Genomic DNA, 25,684 nt, shown 5'->3' on the forward strand with positions numbered 1-25,684 from the left:
ATCAGCGCAGGTCACAGGCCTGTGGAGGGTTCGAAACGCGCAAGTTATTTCATTTCGACTCCTAGGCGGGCCAGGGCTGTCCCGCCGCCCAACATTGAGCCTTTTCCATCGCACGTCTGCCGGGTGAGGTTGTCGCAGGTCGGAGTCGACGACGGAAAAGTCTCACCGAGCAGGTCAACCTTTTTCGCGGCGGCTCTCCCGCAGCATCAGCGACACCAGGAACGCCACGACCACCAGCGGCACCGCGATGAGGAAAAGGTCGGTGAGGGCGTCGCTGTACGTGCCGATCGCCGCGTTCCGCTCGGTTTCGGGCAGCGCCCGCAGCGCGGGAATGCTCTCGGTCGTGCCGTCGCTCGCCAGCCTGGCGGCGAGCACCGAGCCGAGAACGGCGACGCCGATCGCCGACCCCAGGCGCTGGAAGAAGTTCACCATGCCGGTGGCCGCGCCGATGTCCTTCATCTCCACCGAGTTCTGCACCGCGGTGATGACGGGCTGCATCACACAGCCGACGCCCACGCCGAACAGCAGCGAGTACACGGCGACCAGCCAGTACGAGATGTCGACGTCCACGAAGGACAGCAGGGCCAGCGAGACCGCCAGCACCGCCGAGCCCGCCACCGGGAACAGCTTGTAGCGGCCGGTACGACTGATCAGAATCCCGGACCCCATGGAGGCGGCCACCAGGCCGAGCATCGCGGGCAGCATGGCGACGCCCGACAGGGTGGCCGAGTAGCCTCTGACCGCCTGGAAGTACAGCGGCAGGAACACGATGCCGGTGAACATCGCCGCGCCGGACAGGAACCCGAACAGGGTGGCGATGCCGACACCTCGGTTGCCGAACAGCAACATCGGCGTGATGGGCTCCGCGGCGTGCCGCTCCGCCAGCACGAACGCCGCCGCCAGCACCACCCCCGCGGCGAGCAGCGCCAACGCGCCCGGCGAGGCCCAGCCCAGCTCGTTGCCCGCCCAGTTCAGGTACAGCAGGGTGCAGGTGACCGTACCGACCACGAGCACCGCGCCCAGCGCGTCGATCTGGTGGCCGCGCTGCGGAGTCCTGACGCCGCGCAGACCGGCGGACGCCGCGAACAGGGCGAGGATGCCGACCGGCAGGTTGACGAGGAACACCCACCGCCAGCCCGGCCCGTCGGCGAAGAAGCCGCCCACGAGCGGACCGCCCACGCTGGCCAGACCGAACACCGCGCCGAACGCACCCTGGTAGCGACCGCGCTCGGCGGGCGGCACCACGTCCGCGATCACCGACAGCGCGAGCACGAACAGCCCGCCCGCGCCGACGCCCTGGACCGCCCGAAACACGACCAGGTGCCAGATCTCCTGCGCGACGGCGCACAGCAGCGAGCCGACGACCAACACCACGATGGCCACCTGGAACACCGCGCGGCGGCCGTACAGATCCGAGACCTTGCCCCACAACGGCGTCGTGGCCATGGAGGTCACCAGGTAGATCGTCACAACCCAGGGCAGGCTGCCCACACCGCCCAGGTCGCCGACGATCAGCGGCAGCGCGGTGCTGACCACCGTCTGGTCGAGGGCGGACAGGAGCATGCCGACCATGACGCCGCCCACCGCGAGGTTCACCTGCCTGGCGGGCACGGGCGGCGCCTGCGTCGACAGCTGTGCCGTGGAGTCCATGAGTACGCGGGTTTCCTCTCCCTCTGCGCGAGCGGTTCCCTGTCAGCGTGCGACCGGCACAGGGTCGACGAACCTCAGTTCGAGGAGCCCGGTGCGGCTACGCCGTGCGGCGGGAACGCCCGTCGGTCCCGCGGGTGCGCGAACCTCGTTCGCGTCGTTCCGGGCCCGGTCCAGCCACAGCCTGCGCCGCTGGTAGGCGGGCGGAGGCAGGGGCTGACGGGTCTGCCGGGCGCGCAGCGTGTCGGGCAGCCCGCTGACGACGACATGCGCGTTCGTGCCGCCCAGGCCGAACGAGCTCAGTCCGGCCACGCGGCGCTCCGGCGGCGCGGGCCAGTCCGTGGTCGCGGTCGCGGGCCGGAACGGTGACCGTTCGAAGTCGAACCTCGGGTTGGGACGTTCGCAGAACAGGGTGGCCGGGACGCGGCCGTGTTCCACCGCCAGCGACACCTTGATCAGCCCGGCCACACCCGCCGCGCACAGCAGGTGGCCGACATTGGACTTGAGGCTGCCGACGGCGCAGAAGCCGGTGCGGGTGGAGGTCTCCCGGTAGACCCGGGTGAGCGCCTGAAGCTCGATCGGATCGCCGATCATGGTAGCGGTGCCGTGCGCCTCGACCAGGCCGATCTCGTCGGCACTCCGGCCGGCGGCATGCAGCGCCGCGCGGACGACGTCGGCCTGGGCGGTGACGTTGGGGGTGGTGACACCGATGGTGTGGCCGTCGTTGTTGACCTCGACCGCCTCGATGACCGCGTGCACCCTGTCCCCGTCGGCCAGCGCCTTCGCCAGCGGCTTGAGCAGAACCGCGCCGCAGCCCTCACCGGGCACGATCCCGTCGGCGCGCTGGTCCATCGGGCGGCACACACCGGTGGGCGAGATCACCCCGGCCGCGCTGAACTCCAGGTACGCCTGTTCGTCCAACAGGATCTCCACGCCGCCCGCGACCGCCATCTCCGCGTCGCCCGCGAGCAGCATCCGCGTGGCCAGGTGGACGCTCACCAGGGCGGACGAGCAGGCGCTGTCCACCACCAGGTTCGGACCGGTGAGGTTGAAGCGGTGCGCCACCTGCGCGGCCAGGAAGTTCTGGTCGGACTGCAGGACACTGGGCCGCAGCGCCGCCCGCCGTCCGTAGGCGGAGATGCGCCCGCCGACCACGACCGCGACCCGGCGGCCCCACACCTCGTCGCGGGTGTAGCCGCCGTCGTGCAGACAGTCCAGGGTCGATTCGAGGAACAGGCGGATACCGGGGTCGAGGGCCGTGGCCTCCTCGTCGGTGAGGCCGAACCGCTCCGGGTCGAAGTCGGCGAGGCCGTCGACGAAGCCGCCCCACCTGCTGACGCTGCGGCCGGGCTGAGGCCGGGGGTCGTAGAGCCGCTCGGTGTCCCAACGGTCCCGGGGCACCTCGGCGACCGAGTGCCGTTCGTCCAGCAGGTTGCGCCAGAACGTGGCGACGTCCGGCGCGCCCGGGAACCGCCCGGCCATGCCGATGATCGCGATTCTGCGGTCGTCGGGATCGCAGCGCGGGGGGATGACCTCGGCTCGACCGGTCGGCGCGGGTGCGGCGCGACCGAGTTCCGGCTCGACATGCGGCGTTCCGGCTCTCTCCCCCGGCTCGGAGATGGTGACGCCCTCCGCCGGGGCGGTGAAGGTGATGCCCTCCGCCACGAGGTAGCCGGCGAGACCCGCCGCGCTCGGGAACTCCATCAGCACCGACGGCGGCAGGTGGCGGCCGACCTCGCGCTCCACCAGTTCCAGCAGCTCGGCCAGGACCACGGAGTCGACGCCGATGTCCCCGAAGTCCGCTTCGGCGTCGAAGCTCGATGCCGGGATACCCAGAGCGGGCGCGAAGATCCCCACCAGGCGCGCAGCCACGTCCTCCACGGACCTCAGCGGCTCGGGCGGCGCCGCGACCGGGCCGGGCACCGCGACCAGATCTGGCGGCGCAGTCGGGTCGGGCAACGCAGTCGGGTCGGGCGGCGCCGTCCTGGCGTCGAGCAGCGAGTTCAGGTCGAGGTCGGGCGACAGCGGCCGCACCGGGAGAACCACCCCGCCCCACGGCATGGCCACCACCCCTTCCAGCGCGTGCAACGCCTCGGCGTCGCGCAACGACCCGAGCCCGACCGGCTCACCGACGTTCGGCCCGCCGCGGCCCGACCCGCTGTCCTGCCACATCGGCCACGCCACCGACCGCAGCCACGGCCTGCCCGCCCGCGCGTGCCGCGCCACCACGAAATCCATCGCCGCGTTGGCCGCCGCGTACTCCGACACCCCGACCGCCATCCTCGGCACCAGCGCGGACACCGACGAGAACGTCAGGAAGAACGCCAGGCGGTCGACCGACGTGAGGTCCAGCAGCCGCTCCAGGGCATCGACCTTCGGCCTGAACACCGCCGCCACGGACGCCGAGTCGCCGCGGGTGAACGCCCCGGGCCGGGCCGCCGGTCCGCCGGCGCAGTGCACGACGCCACCGATCGGTCCCAGCTCGCGCCGCACCCGGTCCAGGAACGACCCGAGCGCGGCCTCGTCGGTCAACGTGCCCGTGTGCACCTCGACCCGCGCTCCGGCGCGGCGCAGGTCGCGCACCGCGCGCACGCGCTCGGCGGCAGCCGCGTCGAGCGGGCCGTCCCACCGTTCCTCGGGCGGCAGCGGATGGCGGCCGAGCAGCACGATGCGGCGCGCACCCCGCTCCACCAGATGGGCCGCGACCCGCGCGCCCAGGCCGCGCGTCCCGCCGGTCACCACGTACGCCTGGTCCGGCGACACCGGCAGCGGCCGGTGCCGGGTCAGGGCCGGCCGCAGCACGGGCCGGTAGCGCAGGCCGTTACGATGGCACACCTCGGCCTTCGCCGCGGGCAGGTGCCACTCGCCCCACAGCGCGGGCAGCAGCTGCTCCACACGCTCGGCAGGCACATCGGTGTCCAGCGCCGTCGTGACGACCTTCGCGTACTCGGCGCCGAGCATCCGCACGAACCCGACCATCCGGGCGCCCGCTGTGCCCGGCGGCGGGCCATCGAGGTCCTGGAGACCGCGGGTGACGACCAGCCCTCGCAGCCCGGTGGTACGCCCCGCCGCGACGACGGCGCGGAGCAGGACGAGGCGGCGGTCGGTCGAGCCCGGGTCGTCCTCGGTCCGGTCGAGGTCGGTCAGGTCGATCCAGCCAGTGACCCGCGGCAGGCGGTCGAGGATGCCGGCCGGGTCGGCGAGGTCGTGCTCGGCGACGGGTACGACGCCCGGATGGCCCCGCGCGAGCCGGGCGGCGAGGTCCGCGGTCGTCCGCCGGTGCAGGCACAGGATGGTGTCCTCGACCGGGGCAGCGCCGGACGGGACGGCGCCGACCGGCAGCCACTGCCGTTCCACCAACGTGACCTCGCGCGGCTCGGGTACCCCTGGTCGCCCCCGCAACTCCACCACCTCGGCCGGCTCGGGCGCCGCCGGTGGCTGCCGTTCCGTCAGCTCGGCCTCGGTCGGCTCGGTCGGCTCGGGCGCCCCTGGTGGTCCGGGCGGAGCCGTCGGCGCGGCCGACCCAGTCAACCGGCAGGGCATCCGCGCGAACGGGTACGACGGCAGGGGCACGACCACCCGCGGCGCGGGGTGCAGGGCAGCCCAGTCGACCGCGCCGCCCGCCACCCAGTGTTCGGCCAGCGCGTCGAGGTCCCCGGTGGGCAGCCGGTCCACCGACCGCGCCGGCCGGGCCCGGCCGCGCGCGACACCGCTCGCGTCGCCGTCCGCGAACGCCCGCAGCCGCGCCCGCAGCCCGTCCCGGTCGGCCGCCACGAACGCCAGCCGCTCCTTCAGGTGCGCGCGACCGCTCTGGAGAGTCCAGGCGATGTCGTCGAGCGCCGCCGCCGCGGGCAGGCCGTCCGCCAGCCGCTCGCCCAGGACGCGCAACCGCTCCTCGTTGTCAGCCGAGAGCACCACCAGCTGCGGTCGGCCCGTCGCGGCGGGCTCGGTGCGCGCTGGCGCCTCCTCCAGCACCACATGGCTGATCGTGCCGCCCGCACCGAACGAGCTGATCCCCGCCCGCCTCGGCCGCCCGGCGTCGGGCCACGGCGCGGCATCCCGCTGCACCCGGAACGGCGTGGCGGCCCAGTCGACGTTCGGGTTGAGCCGGTCGACGTGCAGGGTCGGCGCGAGCGTGCGATGTTCCATCTGGAGCAGGACCTTGGTCAGCGCCGCGAGCCCCGCGCCCGCCTCGACGTGCCCGATGGTCGACTTCACCGATCCGATCGGCACGCTGCCAGCCGGGCGTTCGCCGAACACCCGGCTCAGGCCGTCGATCTCCACCGGGTCGCCCAACGCGGTGCCGGCGCCGTGCGCCTCCACGCAGTCGATGTCGCCCGGCCCGAGCCGCGCGTCGGCCAGGGCCTGTCGCACCACCTCGCTCTGCGCGAGCGGGCTCGGTACCAGGTAGCCGTTGGTGCGCCCGGCATGGACCACCCCCGTGCCGCGCACGACCGCGCGTACCCGGTCCCGGTCGGCCAGCGCACGGCGCAGCGGCTTGAGGACCAGCGCGCCGACGCCTTCGCTGGGCACGAACCCGTCGCCGCCTTCACCGAAGCTGCGGCAACGGCCCGAGCTGGACGTCAGCGACATCTGCCGCTGCTCCAGGAACTTGTTGGGATGCAGCGACAGGTTGACCGCCCCGACCACGGCGAGCTCGCACTCACCGGCGCGCAGCGCGCGTACCGCGAGGTGCATCGCCACCAGCGACGACGAGCACATGGTGTCCACCGTCAGGCTGGGGCCGCGGAGGTCGAAGAAGAACGACACCCGGTTGGCGACGTGCCCGATGCCGCCGCCGCTGTAGGTGGGGGTGCCGCGCAGGGTCTCCTCGACGCCGAAGAACTGGTGGTCCGAGTACATCGCCCCGGCGTAGACGCCGACGCGCGACCCGTACCGCTCGCGCATCCGCTCGGCGGGCAGCCCCGCGTCGTCGAGGGCTTCCCAGCAGGACTGCAGGAACAGGCGTTCCTGCGGGTCCATCAGGGCCGCGTCACGCGGCGTGATCCCGAACAGGAGCGGGTCGAACTCGTCCACGCCGTCGAGGTAGCCGCCGGTCATCCGCTCGACCGGCCAGCCCGGCCGGCGCCGGTCCGGCGGCAGCGCGCCGACGCAGTCGCGGCCCTCGACCAGGTTGCCCCAGAACGCGTCGAGATCGGGGGACCGCGGGTAGCGGCCCGCGAGGCCGATGATCGCCATCGCGCCGTCGTCCGCCGGTGCTACCGGCACCAGACCGGAATCCGGCGCCGAGGCGACACCTGGCCATCGAGGTGCCTTCAGGACCGGCGCGGGGGTCAGCGGTGCGGGGCCTCCTGGTCCGGGGCCTCCTGGTTCGGAGCCTCGCGGGGCGAGGTCCTGGGCCCGCGGCCGGACACCGGCCGCGTCGAGTTCGTCCACGACCCCGGCCAGCGTGCGGTGCCGGAAGAACAGGGCGCGGTCGGACAGTCCGAAGTCCCGCTCCAGCGTCACGTTGAGCTCGCTGATCTGGAACGAGGTGAGCCCGTAGTCCTCGAACGGCGTGTGGGGGTCCAGCCGGTCCCGGGGGATGCCCGACACCTGGGCGTACTGGACGACGAGATGCTCCAGCAGTGCACCGGACGCCGCTTCGGGGACGGGCGCCGGTGCCGGTTCGGCCAGGTGGAACGGGTAGGCGGGCAGCGGCTGCCGGTCCGGTCGGGTCCGCCAGAACGCGCGCCACGGCACGTCGTGCCCCCGAACCCACAGCTCGGCGGCCTCCGTGGGAGTCCTCGGCTCGGCTCCGCTCGCGCCACCCACGGCGTGGCCGGTGCGCACCCGCGGGTCCGCCCGGCCGACGACGGCTGCCGCGAGCCCCTCGACCAGGTCGTCCAGGCTCGCGCACACCACCGCGAGCCGGTGAGCCATCGGGGTCCGCGCCGTCTGCGTCGTCCATGCGATGCCGCGCAGCGCCTCGTCACGGTCGCCCACGCCGTCCCCCAGGTCACGCACGTGGTCGTGGTGCGACCTGGCATAGTGCGCCAACCGAACGGGATCGCCCGCGGACACCAGGACGACGGCCGGGTCCACCAGGCCGTTGCTCGGTTGCATCCCGCCTCCTTCCGGTGCGTACGGCCGGACCTTACCCACCGCGATCACGCCGGTATGCTCAGTACTGAGCAGCGCCCACGAGGTCGGCCGCGCCGGCCATCAGGTGGTCCGCGATCCCCGCCACGGCCCGCCGCCCCGGGTCCCGGTTGAACGCCGCCAGGTCCGGGCCACACGGCAGCCGGTAGTCGAGGGGTTGTTCCGGTGCGCCGTCACGCCAGGCGGCAGCGCGCCGCAGATACCACCGGAGGGCCTCCGCCAGCCGCCGCCGGGGGTCGGCCACGCCCTCGGCGATCTGGTCCAGCGGGTGACCGACGTAGGTCTCCTCGACGTGCCGCAGGGTGGCGGCGTCGGGTTCGGCCCGCCGCCGGTACAGGTCGACGAGGTGGTTGGCCCTGGCCGCGAACAGGGTGCCGCGGCGCAGCACCTCCGAGCGGGCGCCGAGCGTGAAGTGTGAAGGGTCCGGGGTCCAGCCGGTGTCGCCGGGTGCCAGCGCGGCCAGATGCGCCCTGGTCGCGGCGGTGAGCGCGGACTCCTCGGCGCACAGGTTCACCGAGGTGGTGAGCAGGAAGTCCGCCCCCAGGGCGAACGCCGCCGCGGCCTGCTCGGGCGTCCCGACACCACCGCTCACCCCGACGTGCACCGGTTGCGGGACGCCCCGGGCGAGGGCCCGCACCTCGGGCAGCAGGTGCAGCATCGTCAGGCCGCCCCCGTGCCACCCTGCGGGCGACGCGACCGCCAGGTCGGAGGCCACCGGCAGGTGGCGGGCCGCGTCGGCTTCCGCCGACGTCAGCGCGCCGGCGCGGACCAGGGCCTCCAGCACCGCCGGGCCCGGCGGGTTCAGGAACGCTCGAGCGCAGTCCAGCCCCATCACGCGGGCGACCACGTGCCGCGCCGGCCTGGCCCGGCCGTGCCGGTCGCGGTGCGCGCCGGTGAAGCGGAACCGCACCAGTTCGGGAGTGGGGCCCAGCGGCAGGTCGACCTCGACCACGCGGACGTCGGCGGCGGGTGGCCCGTCCGCTCGCCATGTCGTCGCCAGCCAGGAGACCGGCGCGTCGGCGAACCCCAGCGCCCCCGCGCCGGCCGCCGCGGACACCAGCCGCGAGCCGTTCGCGCCGACGCCCGACGCGCCGACCGCGTAGGCCAGCCGCAACCCGTACCGCTCGCGGAAACCGGCCGCGCCGAGCCGCTCGGCCGGAGCCGGCCCGACCCACGTCGCGACGGCGGCCGGTACGACGACCTCGTCCGGTTCCCGGACGTCGGCGGTCTCGCCGGGGTCGGCCGGCTCGCGGGAGCCGGTGGGTCGACCGACCGCCACCGGCTCCGCGACGGCCACCGACGCCCACTCCTCGCGCGCCTGCGCCCACAGCTTCGTCAGCACGGTTCCCGGCCCGACCTCGACCAGCTCCTCCACCCCGCGATCGAGCAGGTACCGCATGGTCCGTCGCCACTGGACCGGTGCGCACAGCTGCCGCTCCAGCAGCTCCGGGACCCGGTCGGCGGTGTGCGGCTCGACCGTGGCGTTGGACAGCACCGGCACGCGCGGTTCCGCGAAGACCACCCGGTCCAACGCCTGCCGCAGCCGCGCCGCCGCGGGCGCCATGTGCCGGGAGTGCGCCGCCACGCTGACCTGCAACAGCTTCGTCTTCGCCGCGCCGGCCGCCCGCACCAGCGGCGCGATCGCCCGGACCTGCGCCCGCGGCCCGCAGACCACGATCTCGCGCGAGGAGTTGTAGTTGGCGACCTCCACATCCGGGGCGTCCGCCGCCACCAGCACCTGGCGGAGGCGGTCCTCGTCGAGCCCGAGCACGGCGAGCATCCCGCCGCCCCGGATGCCACCCATCAGCTCGGCCCGCCGCGCTGTCAGGCGCAGGCCCGTCGTGAAGTCCACCGCGCCCGCCGCGAACAGCGCGCTGTACTCGCCGAGGCTGTGCCCCACCATGAAGTCAGGCTGCGGCGCGGCCGCCGCGAGATCCAGGTAGCGCAATGCGTTGACGGTGAACATGACCGGCTGGAGGTGCCGGGTGTCATCCAGCCGCCGCAGGTCGCCGGCCAGCTCGCGCACCGAGAGGCCCAGCACCTCGTCGGCCTGCGCGGTGAGGTCGGGGAACCGCTCGAACAGGCCGTCGGCCATGCCCTTGCGCTGCGAGCCCTGGCCGGGGAACGCCCACACGATCGCCACCGGCTACTCCCAGGGGTAGCGGCCGGTCGCCGCGAAGCGGGCGAAGCGATCCCGCACTCTCGGCGTCCCCGACAACCGGTCGAACTCGGTCACCGCGAGCCGCCTGGTCTCCGGCGTGATCGGGTGGAGCGCGCCGAAGAACCGTTTGGCGTCGCCCACCACCGTGTCGTCCAGCTTCGCCAGCCGCGCGGTCAGTCTGCGCACCAGCGGGGCCGGGTCGGGGGACACCTCGTCGACGAGCCGCCACCGCGCGGCCTCGGCCGCGGTGACCGGGAGCGTGGTCAGCGCCATGGCGTAGGCGGTCTGGAAACCGACGCGCCGCACCAGGAACGGCAGCACGCTGCACGGCAGCAGCCCCCACATCGCCTCGGGCAGGCTGAAGACACCGCGTTCGGTGCTGTGCACGAGGTCGCTGGCCGCCACCAGCCCGACCCCGCCGCCCGACACCCGGCCGTCCACGCACGAGACGACCAGGCGCGGCACGGCCGTGATGTGGTCGAGCAGTTCGAAGAACACGCCGCCGCGTTCGGCCGGGTCGTGGCCGGAGTCGTCGGCGCGGGCGGCCGCCGCGACGTCCATGCCGGCCGAGAACACGCCGCCCCGCGCGCGCAGCACGACCAGCCGGCAGTCGGGCCGCGCCTCGGCCTCGTCCAGCGCGGCGTGCAGGGCGGCGATCAGCGCCGGGTCGATGGCGTTGCCCCTGTCCGGGCGGGCGAGCGTGACCCGCACAGCCGGCCCGGCCCACTCGACCTCGAGGGCGGGCACGGTCAGCTCCACCGATAGACGCGGTGGTAGCGGTCGATGTGATCGAGCACCAGCAACCCGGCCCCGTCGAACAGCTCGGCGTACAGCTCGGCGTACGGCCCGGTCTCGAATGCCTGGCCCGCCACGCCGTGGCCGCGGTCGCCGCCGAGGGCCACGGCCTGGTCGTACTCCGCCATCGTGAGCGCGCGTCGGGAGGCGATCCGCTCGCCGATGCCGAACCGACCCACCGCCTCCACCCCGTCGGCCCCCAGCACGCCGCTGAAGAACTCCGACCCGCAGCCGGATCCGTAGGAGAACAGCCCGATCCTGGCCGGTGTCACTGGCATCGCGCTACCGAGCAGCGAGGCCAGCGCCAGGTACAGCGACGCGGAGAACAGGTTGCCCACCTGCGAGGCGTACTTGACGGTGGGCGCCACCCGACTGGTGAAGTCGGTGTCGGCGTCCTTCGACGCCAGGGCGCCCTGCTTGCGCAGCAGCATGCGGTGCGCGCCCTTCACCATGCCGGCGAACGGCGTGTGGAACACCAGGTACGCGAACGTGTCCACGACGTCGCTGCCGACCACCCGCTCGCGGTAGACGGCGAAGCTGTGCTCCAGGCACGTCAGGTACGACAGCAGCGACAGGTCGGAGTCGACGACGGCCACGTCGGCGCTGGGCCGCAGGGTGTCCATCACCTCGAACGTGTGGGTGCCGCTCGCGCCCACGTCGAGCTCCAGCACCGCGCAGTCCCGACTGACGATCATCGCCACCGCGCCCGCGCCCTCGGACGGCTCCCAGTACGTGCCGCGCGAGCCCGAGCCGGGCACGTCGGCGGCGATCACCAGCGCCTTGGCACGTGGCACGGGCGAGTGGGCGATGATGCCCGCGGCGGTGTGCAGTGCCGCCGTGCCGCCGTAGCAGGCGTGCTTGACCTCGAACGACCGGCACCGCGGCGACAGCTCGAGGTGGCGATGCACATAGGTACTGATCGGCTTGCCCATGTCCACACCGGACTCCGTGCCGACGACCAGCAGCTCGATGTCCGCCCGGTCGCGCTCGTCCATCGCGGCCAGCAGCGGGCGGGCCGCGTTGACCGCGTTGGTCACCGCGTCCTCGCACGGCAGGTTCACCGACTTGCGGGTCATCATCAGGTTGCCCAACCGGGCGATGTCCAGGCCACGTTCCCGGAACAGGTCCTCGACCTCGAAGCAGGCCCGCCCGACGTAGCAGTTCAGCGCCTCGATGCCGATGGCCATGCAACATCCCCCTCGAGGTCGGTCATCAGGTCGTCGTGGAGCGGGTCCGGCAGCCCGGTCAGGTAGAAGTGATCGCCCGGATAGACATGCAGGCGGAAGGCGCCGTCCGTGGTGACCCGCCATCGCTCGGCCTCCACCGGCTCGACCTCCGGGTCCCGGTCGCCGGTGAACGCCGACACCAGGCAGGTCAGCCGCGGCCCGTCGCCGGGCCGGTAGCTCTCGTTGACGGCGAAGTCGGCACGCATGGTCGGCAACAGCAGCTTTATCAACTGCGGCTGCTCCAGCAGGACGTCCGGCGTCCCGCCCAGGCTGACCACCGCGGCGATGAAGTCGTCGTCGGGGACGTCCGCGAGAGGGCGGCGGCGCGCGGCCAGGTGCGGCGCGCGCCGACCGGACACCAGCAGCCGCACCGGGGCACGGCCCTCCCCGGTGAACCGGCGTGCCGCCTCGTAGGCGACGGCCGCGCCCATGCTGTGCCCGAACAGCGCGTAGGGCCGGTCCAGGTGCGGACGGAGTCCCTCGCACAGCGGGCCGATCAGATCCTCCATCCGTCGGTAGGGCGGTTCGGCGATGCGGGACTCCCTGCCTGGCAGCAGCACCGGGCACACCTCGATGGCCGGACGCAGCCGATCGCGCCACGGCAGGAAGAAACCGCCGCCGCCGCCCGCGTGCGCGACGCAGAACAGGCGCAGCGGCGCCTCGGTCATCCGCGGGGTCGGCTTCGTCCACGGACCGGTCACGGCGTCCTCCCGGGGCGCAGCACGACGTGGCCGAAGGAGCCGACCGCGCCGACGGCGTTCACCAGGACCCGTCCCGGAAGGGCCGGCCGCGCGGAGTCGACCAGTTCCAGCCTCGGGTCGTCCCAGTCCACCAGGGGCGTCCGGTGCGTGCTCACCAGCGTGGGCGCGAGTGTGCCGTGCCGCAGCTGGAGCAGCGCCTTGGTGAGTTGTGACATGCCGGCCGCGGCCTCCAGGTGTCCGATGTTCGGTTTGACCGTCCCCACGGCGAGCTGCCCGCCGCCGTCGGATCTCAGCGCGGCGAGCAGCCCGGCAAGCTCGGCCGCGTCCGCCATCGGCGCGCCGGACCCACCGCACTCGACGTAGCTGATGTCGGCCCCGCACAGGCCGTGCGGCCCCAGCACCTCGCGGACCGACTCGGCGAGCGCGTCGCTGTCGGGAACACCGAAACGGCCCCGTCCGCCCACGCCGCCGCCGCCGACGGCCTCGATGACGCCGTGTACCACGTCGCCGTCCTCCCGGGCGTCGGCCAGCGGGCGCAGCACCAGCGCGCCGGCCCCCTCACCCGGCGACCACCCGGCGCCGTCGGCGGCGAACGCACCGTCCGCCGGGACCTCGGTGGACAGCCCGAGGTCGCGTAGCACGGCCAGGTGGTAAGGGTGGGTGACCAGGTTGACGCCACACACCAGGGCCGCGTCGCACTCCCCTGCCCGCAGTGCCGTCACCGCCAGGTACGCGGCGGTCAGCGACGACGAGCAGGAGGTGTCCACCGCCACACCGAGACCGCGCAGACGGAAGGCGTGGGCGAGGCGAGCCGGAAGGTCGGACGCGGCGGCGGCGACCAGCGCGGGGGCACCGGCGCGCCACCGAGCCTCACCGACATGCCGGTGGTCGTGCCACATCACCGCGACGTACACGCCCACGCGAGGGCCGCCGTGACCCCGCGGCTCACTGATCAGGCCCGCCTCCTCCAGCGCCTGCCAGGCGACCGGCAGCAGCAGGCGCACCTGCGGGTCCAGCAGCTCCGCTTCCCGTGGCGAGATCCGGAACGGCAGCGCGTCGAAGGTGGTGACGTCGGTGAGGAAACCGCCGTGCGGCGGCTCGAAGCCGTCGCGGAGCGCCGCGGCGCGGGCAGGCGGCACCGGGCCGACCGAGCGGCGGCCGGCCCGCAGGTTGCGCCAGAACGCGCCGACGTCGTCCGCCTCCGGGTAGCGGCCCGCCATCCCGGTCGCCGCCACCTCGGCGGTGTGGCGCCGCCCGGTCGAGACCCAGCTCACCGGTCCGGCCGCGGGCCGGGGCGACGAGACCTCCACGCGCGGCGCCGGGACCGCGGTGTTCCCGGCGGTCGACCTGTCCACCGCCCCGCCCAGGAAGGAGTGCAGCAGCCGCTGGCCCGGGTGCAGCCGGAAGTGTTCACGTACCGAGTCGAACGCCATCGCCCCGATCGGGCACAGCCCCACCGGCTGCTCGGCCTGGGCGGTCATCAGCAGCTGGCTGACGTAACCGGCCTCCAGCGCCAGATACAGCTCGGACTCCTCGGCGTAGAGCGGTTCGATGCCGCGCGGCTCCGAGATCAGGTACAGCTCGAACCCCGCCCGGTCGAACACCTCCCGGTTGTACTGGAAGTGCGCCTCGACCATGCTCGGCGAGCCCTCATGCACCCGTTGCAGCACGTGCTCGTCGGGTCGGTGGTAGTAGATGCCCGGCGCCAGGCCCTTCACCCCGTTCGGCCGCACATGGAGGTACACCTGCACGGCGTAGGTGTCGCCCGCGGACGGGTAGAGGCGTCGAGGTCTGCCGTCGACGTCGCTCGACCGCAGCGATCCGAGCAGCGCGCGCAGCGCGTCGAGGGTGACCGACCCGCCGGTGAAGTCCCGTCGGGTCGCGCGGTCGCGGTAGGCCCGGGCGGGCGGCGCGGCGCCGCCGAGCCGGGTCGCCGGCTCGTCCGGCGAGGTCGGCCGCAGGTGCCGCCGGCCGGCCTTGAACCGCGCCCGGTCCTCGGGCGAGAAGAACTCGACCTCGGTCTCCCCGGGGCCCCCAAGCGCGGACGGCTTCTCCCGTGCGAGGTATGCGGCGATGCCGCGCGCGCTGGGGTCCGCCAGCAGCGCCGACACCTGAACCCGCACACCGTGCCGCTCTCGCAGCGCGGTGGACAGCCGCACCATCGTGAACGAGGTCGCACCCTGGTCCCACAGGTCGCGCGCCGGGTCCACCGAGGGCACGCCGAGGTACTCCGCGAGCAGAGCCGCGATCTCCTCGGCCAGCTCGTCGGCCGACGCCCCGGGTGTCACCCGGTGACCAGCCGACACACCCGGCGCAGCCCGGTCGTCGACGACGGTCCGGTGCTCGACGGGCGGGTTCGGGCCGGCGGGTTCGCCGGCGTCCGCCGCGATCCCGCCTCCCGTCGACGTGGCCCGCCCCACCGGCCACGGCAGGGCGTCACGGTCCAGCTTCCCGTTGGCGGTGGCCGGGAACGACGCCACGAACACGACGAAGTTGGGGACCATGTAGTCGGGCAGCGTCTCGGCGGCGAACGCGCGCAGCCGCGCCGCCTCCGGCCGCGCCGCGCCCGGCTCCGCCTGGAGGTAGGCGACCAGCTTCCGATCTCCGCCGTCGTTGGCCCGGGCCAGCACGACCGCCTCCCGCACCGCGGGGTGCTCGCGCAGACGATGCTCGATCTCGCCGAGCTCCACCCGGAAGCCGCGGATCTTGATCTGGCCGTCGCGGCGTCCCAGGAACGTGATGATCCCGTCCGGTCGGAACGCGGCACGGTCGCCGGTGCGGTACATGCGTTCGCCCGTCCGGTCGGTGAACGGGTCGGGCAGGAAGCTGCGGGCGGTCAGCTCCGGGTCACCGTGGTAGCCGAGGCTGAGGCAGTCGCCCGCGATGTAGAGGTCGCCCTCCTCGCCGATCGGGCACGGCTCCAGGGTCTCGTCGAGGACGTAGTACCGCGAGTTGTCGATGGGGCGGCCGTACGGGATGCTGCGCCACCGCGGGTCGACCACCTCGACCGGGAACCAGTTGGACCGGACCGTGGCCTCGGTCGCGCCGCCCAGGCTGACCAGGCTCGCCCGCGGCGACACCGCCCGCAGGTCGGCCGGCAGGCTCAGCGGCGTGTAGTCACCGCTGAGGAAGACCAGCCGCAGGTCCACCCCGGCGCGGTCGCGCAGCGACGGCAGCAGCGTGGCCAGCGACGTCGGCGCCGAGTTCCAGAAGGTGATCGGCTGCTCGGCCAGCACGTCGGCGAGCAGCTCCGGGTCCCGCTGCTCGCGCTCGTCGGCCACGTACAGGCTCGCGCCGCGGCCCAGAAGCCCGAGGATGTCGAACACCGACAGGTCGAACCCGAGCGAGGTCACGCACACGCCCACGTCGCCGGGTCCGAAGCCGAAGGTGCGGTAGCACCAGTTGAGCAGGTTCCACACCGGCCGATGCGTCACGGCGACGCACTTGGGTCGCCCGGTGCTGCCGGAGGTGAAGATGTAGTAGGCGGTGTTGTCCGGGCCGGTCACCGGTTCGGGGTCACCCGGATCCTCGTCGGCGCCCGCCAGCAGCGTGTCGAGCTCGACCACCGGCACGTCGGGCCGCCAGTCCAGCGCGCCCACGGTGGTCAGCACGACGCGCGAGGAGGTACGGGCCAGCATCGCCGCCGCCCGGTCGGGCGGCAGACCCGGCAGCACCGGCAGGTACGCTCCGCCCGCCTTGAGCACGCCGAACACCGCCGCCACCATCTCCGGTCCCCGCCGGGTGGCGACCGCGACCGCCGTCTCGGCCGTGACGCCCCGCTCGCGCAGGCGGTGCGCGATGACGTTGGCCCACCCGTTCAGCTCGCGGTAGGTGGCGATGCCGTCGCGCCACCGCAGGGCGACCGCGCGGGGCCGGCGGCGGGCCTGCTCCTCCAGCAGCAGGTGCACCGGGCCATCCGCCGGGTAGGTCGTCGTGGTGTCGTTCCACTCGTAGAGCACGCGGCGCCGCTCGTCGGCGGTGAGCCGGCCGACCCGCTCCTGCTCGTCCGGCTGGTCGGCGAACCCGGTCACGGTGGCACGAAACCGGTCGAACGCCGGGTCGAGCGCGTCGGCGGGGAGGTGGCCGGGCACCACGTCCCACGCGATGTCGAGGGTCTCGCCGTCGTCGACGGCCACGCAGTCCAGCGACACGTCGGAGGTGGCGGTGCGCCAGGGACCGGCCGTCACACCCGGCGGAAGCGGCTGCCCGGACACATCCAGGACGCTGGTGAACACCACGGGCAGCGCGAACGACCGATCGCGGCGCCGGCGCAGCACGACGACGCGCAGGTCAGCGAGCCCGCTCGCGCCGTCGGCCTCGGCGTCCTCGGCGAGCAGCGCGGCCAGCCGGCGGGCCCGCGCGGGCAGGGGAAGGTCCGGTTGGTCCACCCGGACCCAGCTCAGCGCGGTCTGCTCGCCGGGGCGGTACACCTCGCGCCCGGCGGCCCAGCGCACCACCGGCAGGGCGAACGGCGGGTCGAACACGTGGGCAAGCGCGTCGCAGAACGCGGCCGGCAGCGCCGCGTCCGCGGTCACGTCATGCCGTGCCGCCCAGGTGCGCAGCGCGGCCGGGTCGGCCGTGAACCGCAGGCGTTCGGTGCGGCCGGGTGCCCCCGGCGTGAACGGCCCCGACGGCAGGTCCGCCAGGCGGGCGAGCCAGTGCTCACGATGCGCCGGGTTGGTGGCGGACGCGCGCGCCGCGGGCGGCACAGTCCGCGCGGGCGGGTCGGCGTAGCGGCGCAGCAGGGCCCGACCGAGCGCCAGGACGCTCGGCGCGTCGGCCACGAGCAGGTCGATCGCCAGGTGCACGGTGCCCGAACCGTCGGCACCGCGCCGGACCCGTAGGTCGGTGTGCGGCGCGCGGCCCAGGGGAAACGGCCGGTCGGCGACGTCGCGCGCGATCGCCTCGTCCACCTCGGGCTGGTCGGACTCCACAACGGGGACGCGTCCGCCGGCGGCCGTGGGGGGCAGCACGGTGGTCCGGCCGTCCTGGTCGACGACCGTGCGCAGCACGTCGTGCTCGACGACCAGGTCGAGCCAGGCCTGTTCCAGCCGGGACACGTCGAGCTCGGCGACGTGGAAGCTCTGATAAAGCTGGCAGCCCGCGGTCCGGCCGGACACCCGGGCCACGTGGTAGGCCTGCTGGAGGTCGTTCAGCTCGTCGCCCGGCGTCGGCGCCGCGTCCACGCAGGCCGCCTGGAGCGCGGCCACGAACCGACTGAACAGCGCGTCCGCGGTGTCCCAGCGCCAGCGCAGACCACCGCCGTGTTCCCACATCAGGTGGTCCAGGCCGACACCCGAGGTCTGGCCGACGGCGTGGACCAGGTGGTCGGTCATGCTCGGCGCGTCCGGTTCGCCGACGTCGAGCAGGCTGGTGAACACGGCCGGCAGGTCCGGGGCCGGCAGATCGGCGCGGCGCAGCTCGCGCACCACCTCCACACCCGACACCTCGTTGTGCGCCAACGCGTCCCACACCTGCCGATGCAGTGCGGCGGCCAGGTCGGACCGCCGGCGGTCGACCTCGTCGACCACCAGCAGGCAGGTCGAGGTGAAGGGACCGGCCACGTCGTCCGCGCCCCGGCCCAGCCGCACCCGGTCGGTAGTGGTCAGCACCAGCGACCACGGCCGCGGACCGATGGTCAGCACCTCGCAGAACACCGTCAGCGCCAGAGACGACGGCGAGACGCCGAGCGCGGACGCGCGCCGACGCAGGGCCTGCCACTGCCCGGGGTCGAGATGCCCCGTGCGCGGCACGCGCAGGTGGTGCGCGAGCCCGTCGGGCGGTTCGGGTGGGGCCGTTCGCTCGCCGAGGAGAAGGTCGGGACCGGGCGGCACCTCGGACAGCCTCTCGCGCCAGTGCAGCAGGTCCGCCTCCCAGCGCGAGGCGTGCCTGCGCTCGGCGAGCGCGACCGCGCAGTCCCGCACCGACAGCGCCGGCTCGGGCAACCGCGCGCCGGGCTCGCGGTAGAGCAGCAGCCACTGCCGGAACAGCAGCTCCGTGCTGTGCGCGTCGACCGCCGTGCCATCGAGGCTCAGGTGCGCGGAGCCGGCGCCGCCGTCACGCACGACCTCCAGCGCGAACGGCGGGAACGCACCCGGCGGGTACCGGCGGTGCGAAAGCCGTCGGCGCGCCTGCGCGCCAAGCACGGCCACGGGGCCGTCGTGCACCACCGCGACCTGTTCGGGGACATCCGGCCGAACCCGCTGCCCCGTGCTCTCCCCGGCCACCAGCCGCAGCGCGTCGTGGTGGGCGACGAGCCGCCGCCACGCCGCGACCAGCCGGTCGGCGTCCAGCTCGGGCAGCCAGAACTCGCGGTAGTGGTGGCATCCGATCGCGTCCGGTCCGAGCTCGACGTACTTGCCGACGACGTAGGCTTCCTGGACCGGGGTGAGCGGGAACGGCTCGTACCGTTGGGCTGGCTTCGCCACCAGTGGCCGCGCCCCGCTCCCCGGCGCGTCGCCGACCAGCCGCGCCAGGTCGGCGACGGTCTCGCAGCCCACGAGGTCCGCGAGCGCGACCTCCCGGCCGAACTCGGCTTCGAGATCGAGCAGCAGCCGGGCCGTGGCGAGCGAGGACAGCCCGAGATCCGCCAACCTGCTGCCGGCCTCCGGGTCCGCGTCGTCGGCCACGAGGCCGCACACCAGCCGCACCGTTCGGCCGACCGCGTCCGCGAACTGGTCGGTCACCGTCATTCCCGTCACCACGTCCACCGGCCGAGGTCCGGGTAGGGCGGTTCCATCAACGGCGAGGTGTCCGAGGCCGAGACCTTGACGGTGAACCCCGCTGCCTTACGCACCTGCGCCTCGAACGCGGTGCGGAACCGCTCGTCGGAGGGCATCCCCACCGCGTCGGCGGAGGCGAGCATGAGCGTGACGAACCGATCCTGCTGCTCGGGGGTGATGCGCAGCCCCAGGTGCGCCTTCATCAGGCTGAGGAACCCGCCGAGCTCGTCGGAGTACCGGGAGGGCCCGCCAAGCATCTCGACCAGGAAGGCCGTCAGGTGGTCGGTGTGGTGTGGTGTTCCGTACTCGAACAGACTCCGCAGCAGCGGGTCCGCCACCACCGCCTGGTGGAAGTGCTCGGCGAGACCGCGCAGCGATGGTTCGCCGCCGACGTGTTCGAACATGGTGGCCATGAGCGCAGCTAACCCCCGCGTCGGATGCCGATTGGGACGGCAACGTAGCCAGGGGAGGCGTGGCGGGTCTGCGCAAAGTTGCACAGACCCGCCACTGCGTGACGCGACTACCACCAGTGGGTGTCACCGTTCGGTGGGGCGAGAGAGGCGATTGTCGGCGTCATCGGTGCTACCTGCCGACCTGCTCAGGCGCGTTACCGGGATCTGCCCGAACGCCAGCGACGCCGCCGCTGGCCGCCACACACGATGTCCGAGTCACACGGCGGTCCACCAAGGGCATGCAGATGATCTTTGTGGCGCATCGCGCAGCAGACGCTCCGGCGACGCGGAGATCTGCAATGCCGTTGCCGACCGATCCCCGAAACTACGCTCCGCAACCAAGGTCCGCCGGTACGTTCGAGGAATCGAACCAAACGATCAGCGCCCCGACCTGGACGTCTTCTATTCGATAAATCATCAGATCTCATAGCTTTTACCTATTTATTCAGGTCAGGGCATTGTTACGCATCGTGGTGGAGGTGGCGGGAATCGAACCCGCGTCCTCCGGCCCCGACACAGGGCTTCTCCGGGCGCATCCTGCTACTTGTTTCTCAGCCCCGTCGGACACGCAGGCAAGCCGACATAGGCTCAGTCGCTGTTTGATGTCCCGACCGACCCCGCGACCGGGTCAGCCGGTGATCCTCCTAGCGACGTCAGATTCTGGGCCGGAGGCTCTCCCAGACTGACGACTACCTAGTCCCTCTTAAGCGGCGAGCGCGTAAGTGGGGGTAGTGGGCTGCGTCTTGTTGGCAGCTGTTGTTCTGAACGGATCGTTAACGAGATAACCGCTCATCCTCGGCCCGCTTCCCCTGCCTCGACGTCCGGAGTCGAAGCCGGTCACCCCCAAGTTCGGATCAGTTATGGCATTTTAGCATACCGCACGACGGGGGCGCCAGCACCAGCCGACAGACGCTCCTGCCAACCCGGCCCATCGCGCGCGTCACTGCATCCAACGCTCGGACGCCAGCTCCATGTTCCCACGTCGGGCACCCCGCGTACCAACGGGTTTCCGATGCGGCGGGCCGTGGCGGGCGCGCGTCACGGCGGCCGGGCCCCGTGGGCATGCCGTCGCGGGCAACGCCGTTGTACGGAGTTGTTGTATGGATAACGGCTACCAGACGACCAGCGCCTCGGGAGATCACCGTGGAGATCAAGGAACTGGGACATCTCGTCCTCTACGTCCGGGACATCGGGCGTTCCAGCGCCTTCTACCGGGACGTACTCGGCTGGCGGCAGATCTTTCCCGACCCGGCGGGCGCGGACGGCAACCCACTGCGGGCCCCCGCCGCCGCGTTCTCCTCCGGACGCACCCACCACGAGCTGCTCCTCATCGAGGTCGGCGAGGACGTGGCGGCCATACCCCAGGGCCGGCGGGTGGGATTGTACCACTTCGGACTGAAGGTTGGCGACAGCGATGACGAACTGCGCGCGGTGCTCGCCCGTCTGCACGACGCGGATGTGACCATCGTCGGCGCGTCGGATCACACGGTCACCCACAGCTTGTACATCCTCGACCCAGATGGCAACGAGATCGAGCTCTACATCGACGTTCCCGGGGTCGACTGGCGGAGCACTCCCGCGCTCGCCGCGGCTCCGGTCCGTCCGTTGCGGATCTGATCTGATCAGAAGATCTGATCAGATCAGATCAGATCAGAGGCGCCGAGATCAGAGGCGCCGGGAGTTCCCGCCTCCCGCCGCACCGGCCGTCACTCGGTGAAACTGTGCCCATGCAGCCGTCCCCCGACCAGCGTCGACGGCTGCCGGCGCTGCTGGTGGCGTTGGCGATCCTCACCGGTCTCGTCGACGCGGTCAGTTTTCTCGGACTCGGCCGGGTATTCGTGGCCAACATGACCGGAAACGTCGTCCTGCTGGCCTTTGCGCTGGCCGGGGCCCCGGGCCTGTCCGCCGACCTGTCGGCGCTGGCCCTGGCCGGGTTCCTGGCCGGAGCCGTCATCACCGGACGGATCGGCACGGTGACCATAATCGGCGGTCGTCGCTTCTCGTGGCTGATCATCGCGATGGCCGCGCAGACCGGGCTGATGGCCGGCGCGCTGATCGCCGCGCTGGTCACCCAGGGACTCGGCACGGAACCCGAGATCCCTGAGATCCCCGAGGCCCGGCCCTATACCGTCATCCTCCCGCTGGCCCTCGCGATGGGCCTGCAGCACGCGACGGCTCGGCGGATGGCCGTTCCGGACATCCGGACGAACGTGCTGACCAGCACCTTGACCGGGATCATCATCGACTCCCGGCTCGGTGGGGGAATGGGCCGCGGTGGGGCGCGGCGGTTCGCCGGCCCCGTCGCCATGTTCGCCGGAGCCCTGATCGGGGGCCTGTGCCTGCTCCATCTCGGCCGGATCGTCCCGCTCGTCGTGGCGACCGGTACCGTCACCGGCTGCCTGATCGCCACAGTGACCGGCACCGTTGCGGCGCCATGATCAGGAAGCCGGGGAGACTTCGCCACCCGCGCCACCCGGCCTGGTCGCACGGCGCCGCTGCCGGATGACGACCGTCGTGTCGAGACCACCCTCGCCGTCCGCCTGGGCAGCGGCGAGATCCCGCTCGGCCAGCTCGATCATCGGCAGCGGGATACCACGCCGGCCCGCCTCGGCAAGGCAGATCCGCAGATCCTTGCGCATCCAGTCGACCGCAAACCCGAAATCGAACTCGTCGCGCACCATGGTCTGACCACGATTCGCCAGGTACCACGAGTTGGGAGTCAAAATGAAATAACTTGCGCGTTTCGAACCCTCCACAGGCCTGTGACCTGCGATGATGCTCTCGATCACGTATTTGTTACTTCATTACGTCCCCTTGGCGGCGCCGCCGGCCACGGCGGAAAGCATCAGATCGGTGTCCAGACCGGCGGCAATAGCGAAGTTGATGGCCTCGGCCGCCCCTTCGACGGCTCCCGCCACCAGAATCTGATTGACCATCTTGGTGAGTTGTCCGCTACCGACCGGCCCGACCCTCGTGATAGTCGCGCCGTAGGCGGCGAGCACCGGCCTGGCCCGCTCGATCGTCTCAGGATCCCCACCGCACATGATGCTCAGCCGGCCGGCCACGGCACCTGCCTCCCCGCCGGAGACCGGGGCGTCGACGAAACCGACGCCGACCTCGGCGGTGCGCGCCGCGATCTCCTCCGCGAGTTCCGCGGAGGTCGTCGTGTGATCGACGATGATCGCACCGGGCCGAAGCGATCCCAGCATCCCGTCGGTGCCGATGACGACCTCGCGGACGTCGCCATCGGCACCGACGCAGAGGCAGACGACGTCGACCTCAGTCGCCGCGGCTGCGGGCGACGGCGCGATCCGGCCGGAATGTTCCTCGGCCCAGCGTGCCGCGGTCGCGGCCGTGCGGTTGAACACGGTGGTGGAGAACCCGGCCCGAACCAGGTGACCGGCCATGGGAAATCCCATCGTGCCCAGTCCGACGAAGGCAACACGCATGAACGTCACTCCTGTTTCGCCCCCGATGGCGTCCACCGGGATTGGTCGGTCATGAGGATCGGTCGGTCATGAGGATCGGTCAGTCGCCACCGCCCCGGCATCCGATGCCCCGACATCCGATGCCGGGGTGCAGACGAAGGCCCAGGGAGCTCCACGCAGCCTCGTCATCACCACGGTGACAGCCGGTCCACCGGGAATCAGATCACGACGGCGGGGTAGCAACCGGCGGCGGATCTCCTCGACGTCGCCGGCGAGGCCGCGTCGCCGGACGTCCAGCGAACCGATCTCACGAGACCGCAACAGGTCCGCGATCCGGCGCACGTCGAAGGGCAGCTCGGCCTCGATGCGCAGCAGGCGGGAGAAGGGGGTCGTCACTGCCTCGTCGGAGGTCAGGAAGGCGATCATTGGATCAATCTGCCAGGCTCCAAGGCGCCGCCCGAGCTCGCCGACCAGGCCCGCCCGAGTGACCGCCGGGCTCGGATCGTGGAGGAACCGGCCCGGAGCCGCTACCCGATCGGCGACCTCGCCAACCCGACCCACCGGTCCCACCGGACCCACCGGACCCACCCGACCCGTATCCGCCGGGAGGACTGGATCCGGGGTCCCGGTGAGGGCTCGCCGGCGCTTCCCCGGCCCGCAGGGAGGCCGTGCTGCCCGGCCCGGGCAGCACAGTGGCGCGACGCGAGGCGGTCGCGAGGGCCGGTGAGAACAGCACGGCCTCCTTGAGATCCCGTCCGTCGGCCACGAACTCGATCTCCCAGCCCGGGGGGGAACCAGCTCCGTCGCCAGCCCTGGCGCGGCCTTCACCGCGATAGCCGCAACCTTGTCGGCAAGCCCGAAGCACCAGGCCAGCGGCGGCTCGCTCGCCCGCGACGCCAACCGACGGTCGCCGGCACGCCGGGCCGGATCGACGAACACGGCGTCGCATCCGGAGAGGTCCACCTCCCGCACGTCGGACAGGCGCGTCTCGAGGCATCCCGTCGGCACGGCCGATCCCGTGAGCGGAACGGTCGTGAGCGGAACGGTCGTGGACGGAAGGGCCGAAGGCGGCGCGGTCGTGCCCTCGGCCGCGTGGACGGCGACGTTGAGCGCGGCCATCCGCAGATGAACCGGATCCCGGTCGACGATCATGATCTCCCGGCCCCGGGCGAGGGCCAGCGCGTCCCCGCCGATCCCCGTGCACAGGTCGGCGAGCCGGCCTAGGCCGGTGAACCGCGCGGCCCGATGCTCAGCCGCCGCCTGCGAGGACGCCTGTTCCAACCCGGCTCGGGTGAAGAACATCCGATCGGCCCGGGCAAACTTGACCATCGCGCGCCGCCTCAGCTCCGCCTGAGTGAACGCGGAGGCGAGGAGCGCGGGGGACACGCCCTCGGCGCGCAGGCGGGCACCGACAGCCAGTTCCCGGGCCGCGCCTCCACCAGCACGCTCATCCTCGGCAAATGCCGCGACCGCCGCCGCCAGCACCGCCTCACCCTGTGCGCTCAGCAGGGCCTCGAGCTGCGCCAGCCGGTCGCCGTCGGAGGCGGTCACGGCGACTCGGATGGTGCCGGAACCGGCGAATCCGCGGCACGACGACGAAATAACGACGACGGGAACCATGACAGGAACGTCGACAGGAACATCGGCGGCCCCACGGACGGTGTCATGGACGGCTGGCTATCAAAGGTAGCGCCCCTTGGCTCGGCGGCCCATCGCCCGGCCGATCTCCCGGGCCGCGTCCCGCTCCGCGATCGCGTGCCGTTTGTCGTACGACTTGCGGCCACGCGCCAGCGCAATCTCGATCTTCGCCCGCCCGTCCTTCCAGTAGAGCGAGAGCGGGACCAGCGTGAGCCCACCCTCCTGGGTCTTACCGACCAGTTTTTCGATCTCCGCCCGATGCAGCAGCATCTTGCGCTTGCGGCGGGGGGCGTGGTTCGTCCAGGTCCCCTCGGTGTACTCGGGGATGTGCACGTTGTGCAGCCAGATCTCACCATCGCTGATCTGGGCGAACCCGTCGACGAGCGAGGCCCGCCCGGCCCGCAGCGCCTTCACCTCGGTGCCACGGAGCACCAGCCCAGCCTCGTAGGTGTCGAGGATGTCGTAGTCATGCCGGGCGCGCTTGTTCTGCGCGATCAGTCTGCGCCCCGTCTCCCTCGGCACTGTCCTGTCCCTCTTCCCACACCGTTCGCGAAATCTTCTCCGAACCTACGTCCTGCCTCCCGCGTCGGTGACACGCCCGGCTCCACCGCGAGGACACTCATGGTATCGATCATGTGAGCGCCATCGTCGGTCGCCGGCGTGGCCCGGGTGACATCGCCGAGCGCTCCGTAGGGCGACGAGCGCCGTCAGCGCGCCCCGCGGAGGAGCCGCCACGGCGGCGACTTGGGCGTTCAACACCTTCCACCTCCTTGCTCGGCTGTCGAGCTTGCCCGGCTGTCGAGACGATGGAC

General features: G+C 72.7%; 12 protein-coding genes, 1 other RNA gene and 1 pseudogene. 2 read left to right on the forward strand and 12 right to left on the reverse strand.

The window, feature by feature from the left end; genetic code table 11:
• Positions 1-174 precede the first annotated feature (174 nt).
• The 9 genes from ACY5KJ_RS01025 to ssrA all read right to left on the reverse strand — a co-directional run bounded on the left by ACY5KJ_RS01025 (position 175) and on the right by ssrA (position 20,651).
• Positions 175-1,650 carry an MDR family MFS transporter gene (locus ACY5KJ_RS01025; RefSeq protein WP_462185999.1) on the reverse strand — a complete coding sequence of 492 codons (1,476 nt, stop codon included), beginning with the start codon at positions 1,648-1,650 and terminating at the stop codon, positions 175-177.
• A 42-nt stretch (positions 1,651-1,692) separates the two neighbouring features.
• Complete coding sequence (locus tag ACY5KJ_RS01030) at positions 1,693-7,713, reverse strand: SDR family NAD(P)-dependent oxidoreductase (RefSeq protein ID WP_462202530.1); 6,021 nt, start codon at positions 7,711-7,713, stop codon at positions 1,693-1,695.
• 58 nt (positions 7,714-7,771) lie between these two features.
• Entirely contained in the window at positions 7,772-9,892 is a 2,121-nt protein-coding gene (gene fabD / locus ACY5KJ_RS01035; RefSeq protein ID WP_462202531.1) for an ACP S-malonyltransferase, read from the reverse strand.
• 3 nt (positions 9,893-9,895) lie between these two features.
• A complete protein-coding gene (locus tag ACY5KJ_RS01040; RefSeq protein ID WP_462202533.1) occupies positions 9,896-10,669 on the reverse strand; it encodes an enoyl-CoA hydratase-related protein in 774 nt (257 codons plus the stop codon).
• Positions 10,660-11,892 carry a hydroxymethylglutaryl-CoA synthase family protein gene (locus tag ACY5KJ_RS01045; protein ID WP_462202535.1) on the reverse strand — a complete coding sequence of 411 codons (1,233 nt, stop codon included), beginning with the start codon at positions 11,890-11,892 and terminating at the stop codon, positions 10,660-10,662. The genes ACY5KJ_RS01040 and ACY5KJ_RS01045 overlap by 10 nt, the downstream gene beginning before the upstream one ends.
• Entirely contained in the window at positions 11,868-12,632 is a 765-nt protein-coding gene (locus ACY5KJ_RS01050) for a thioesterase II family protein (protein ID WP_462186003.1), read from the reverse strand. Before ACY5KJ_RS01050 ends, ACY5KJ_RS01045 begins: the two co-directional genes overlap by 25 nt.
• Positions 12,629-19,324 carry an amino acid adenylation domain-containing protein gene (locus tag ACY5KJ_RS01055; RefSeq protein WP_462202537.1) on the reverse strand — a complete coding sequence of 2,232 codons (6,696 nt, stop codon included), beginning with the start codon at positions 19,322-19,324 and terminating at the stop codon, positions 12,629-12,631. Before ACY5KJ_RS01055 ends, ACY5KJ_RS01050 begins: the two co-directional genes overlap by 4 nt.
• A 5-nt stretch (positions 19,325-19,329) precedes the next feature.
• Positions 19,330-19,767: a group II truncated hemoglobin gene (locus ACY5KJ_RS01060; RefSeq protein ID WP_462202539.1), complete on the reverse strand. Its 438-nt coding sequence runs from the start codon at positions 19,765-19,767 to the stop codon at positions 19,330-19,332.
• Positions 19,768-20,277: 510 nt separating this feature from the next.
• Positions 20,278-20,651: a transfer-messenger RNA gene (gene ssrA, locus ACY5KJ_RS01065) on the reverse strand.
• Positions 20,652-20,949: 298 nt separating this feature from the next.
• Here ssrA and ACY5KJ_RS01070 point away from each other — a divergent pair.
• The gene (locus ACY5KJ_RS01070) at positions 20,950-21,423 is read left to right on the forward strand and encodes a VOC family protein (RefSeq protein ID WP_462202540.1); all 474 of its coding nucleotides are present in this window, start codon (positions 20,950-20,952) and stop codon (positions 21,421-21,423) included.
• 110 nt (positions 21,424-21,533) lie between these two features.
• The gene (locus tag ACY5KJ_RS01075; protein ID WP_462186020.1) at positions 21,534-22,244 is read left to right on the forward strand and encodes a YoaK family protein; all 711 of its coding nucleotides are present in this window, start codon (positions 21,534-21,536) and stop codon (positions 22,242-22,244) included.
• On the opposite strand, the pseudogene ACY5KJ_RS01080 reads toward ACY5KJ_RS01075, so the two are convergent.
• From ACY5KJ_RS01080 to smpB, 3 genes and pseudogenes are all read right to left on the reverse strand, one after another.
• Positions 22,245-23,255 (reverse strand): annotated as a pseudogene (locus ACY5KJ_RS01080) (NAD(P)-dependent oxidoreductase).
• Between the two features lie 66 nt (positions 23,256-23,321).
• Positions 23,322-24,854: a THUMP-like domain-containing protein gene (locus ACY5KJ_RS01085; RefSeq protein ID WP_462202541.1), complete on the reverse strand. Its 1,533-nt coding sequence runs from the start codon at positions 24,852-24,854 to the stop codon at positions 23,322-23,324.
• A 60-nt stretch (positions 24,855-24,914) separates the two neighbouring features.
• A complete protein-coding gene (gene smpB / locus ACY5KJ_RS01090) occupies positions 24,915-25,394 on the reverse strand; it encodes an SsrA-binding protein SmpB (RefSeq protein ID WP_011435254.1) in 480 nt (159 codons plus the stop codon).
• Positions 25,395-25,684: the final 290 nt, after the last annotated feature.

Source organism: Frankia sp. CcWB3, from assembly GCF_977927595.1.

Coding starts and splice junctions, on each gene's coding strand:
- ACY5KJ_RS01025 (WP_462185999.1), bottom strand. CDS start 1,650: ATGGACTCCACGGCACAGCTGTCGACGCAGGCGCCGCCCGTGCCCGCC.
- ACY5KJ_RS01030 (WP_462202530.1), bottom strand. CDS start 7,713: ATGCAACCGAGCAACGGCCTGGTGGACCCGGCCGTCGTCCTGGTGTCC.
- ACY5KJ_RS01045 (WP_462202535.1), bottom strand. CDS start 11,892: ATGGCCATCGGCATCGAGGCGCTGAACTGCTACGTCGGGCGGGCCTGC.
- ACY5KJ_RS01055 (WP_462202537.1), bottom strand. CDS start 19,324: ATGACGGTGACCGACCAGTTCGCGGACGCGGTCGGCCGAACGGTGCGG.
- ACY5KJ_RS01060 (WP_462202539.1), bottom strand. CDS start 19,767: ATGGCCACCATGTTCGAACACGTCGGCGGCGAACCATCGCTGCGCGGT.
- ACY5KJ_RS01075 (WP_462186020.1), top strand. CDS start 21,534: ATGCAGCCGTCCCCCGACCAGCGTCGACGGCTGCCGGCGCTGCTGGTG.
- ACY5KJ_RS01085 (WP_462202541.1), bottom strand. CDS start 24,854: ATGGTTCCCGTCGTCGTTATTTCGTCGTCGTGCCGCGGATTCGCCGGT.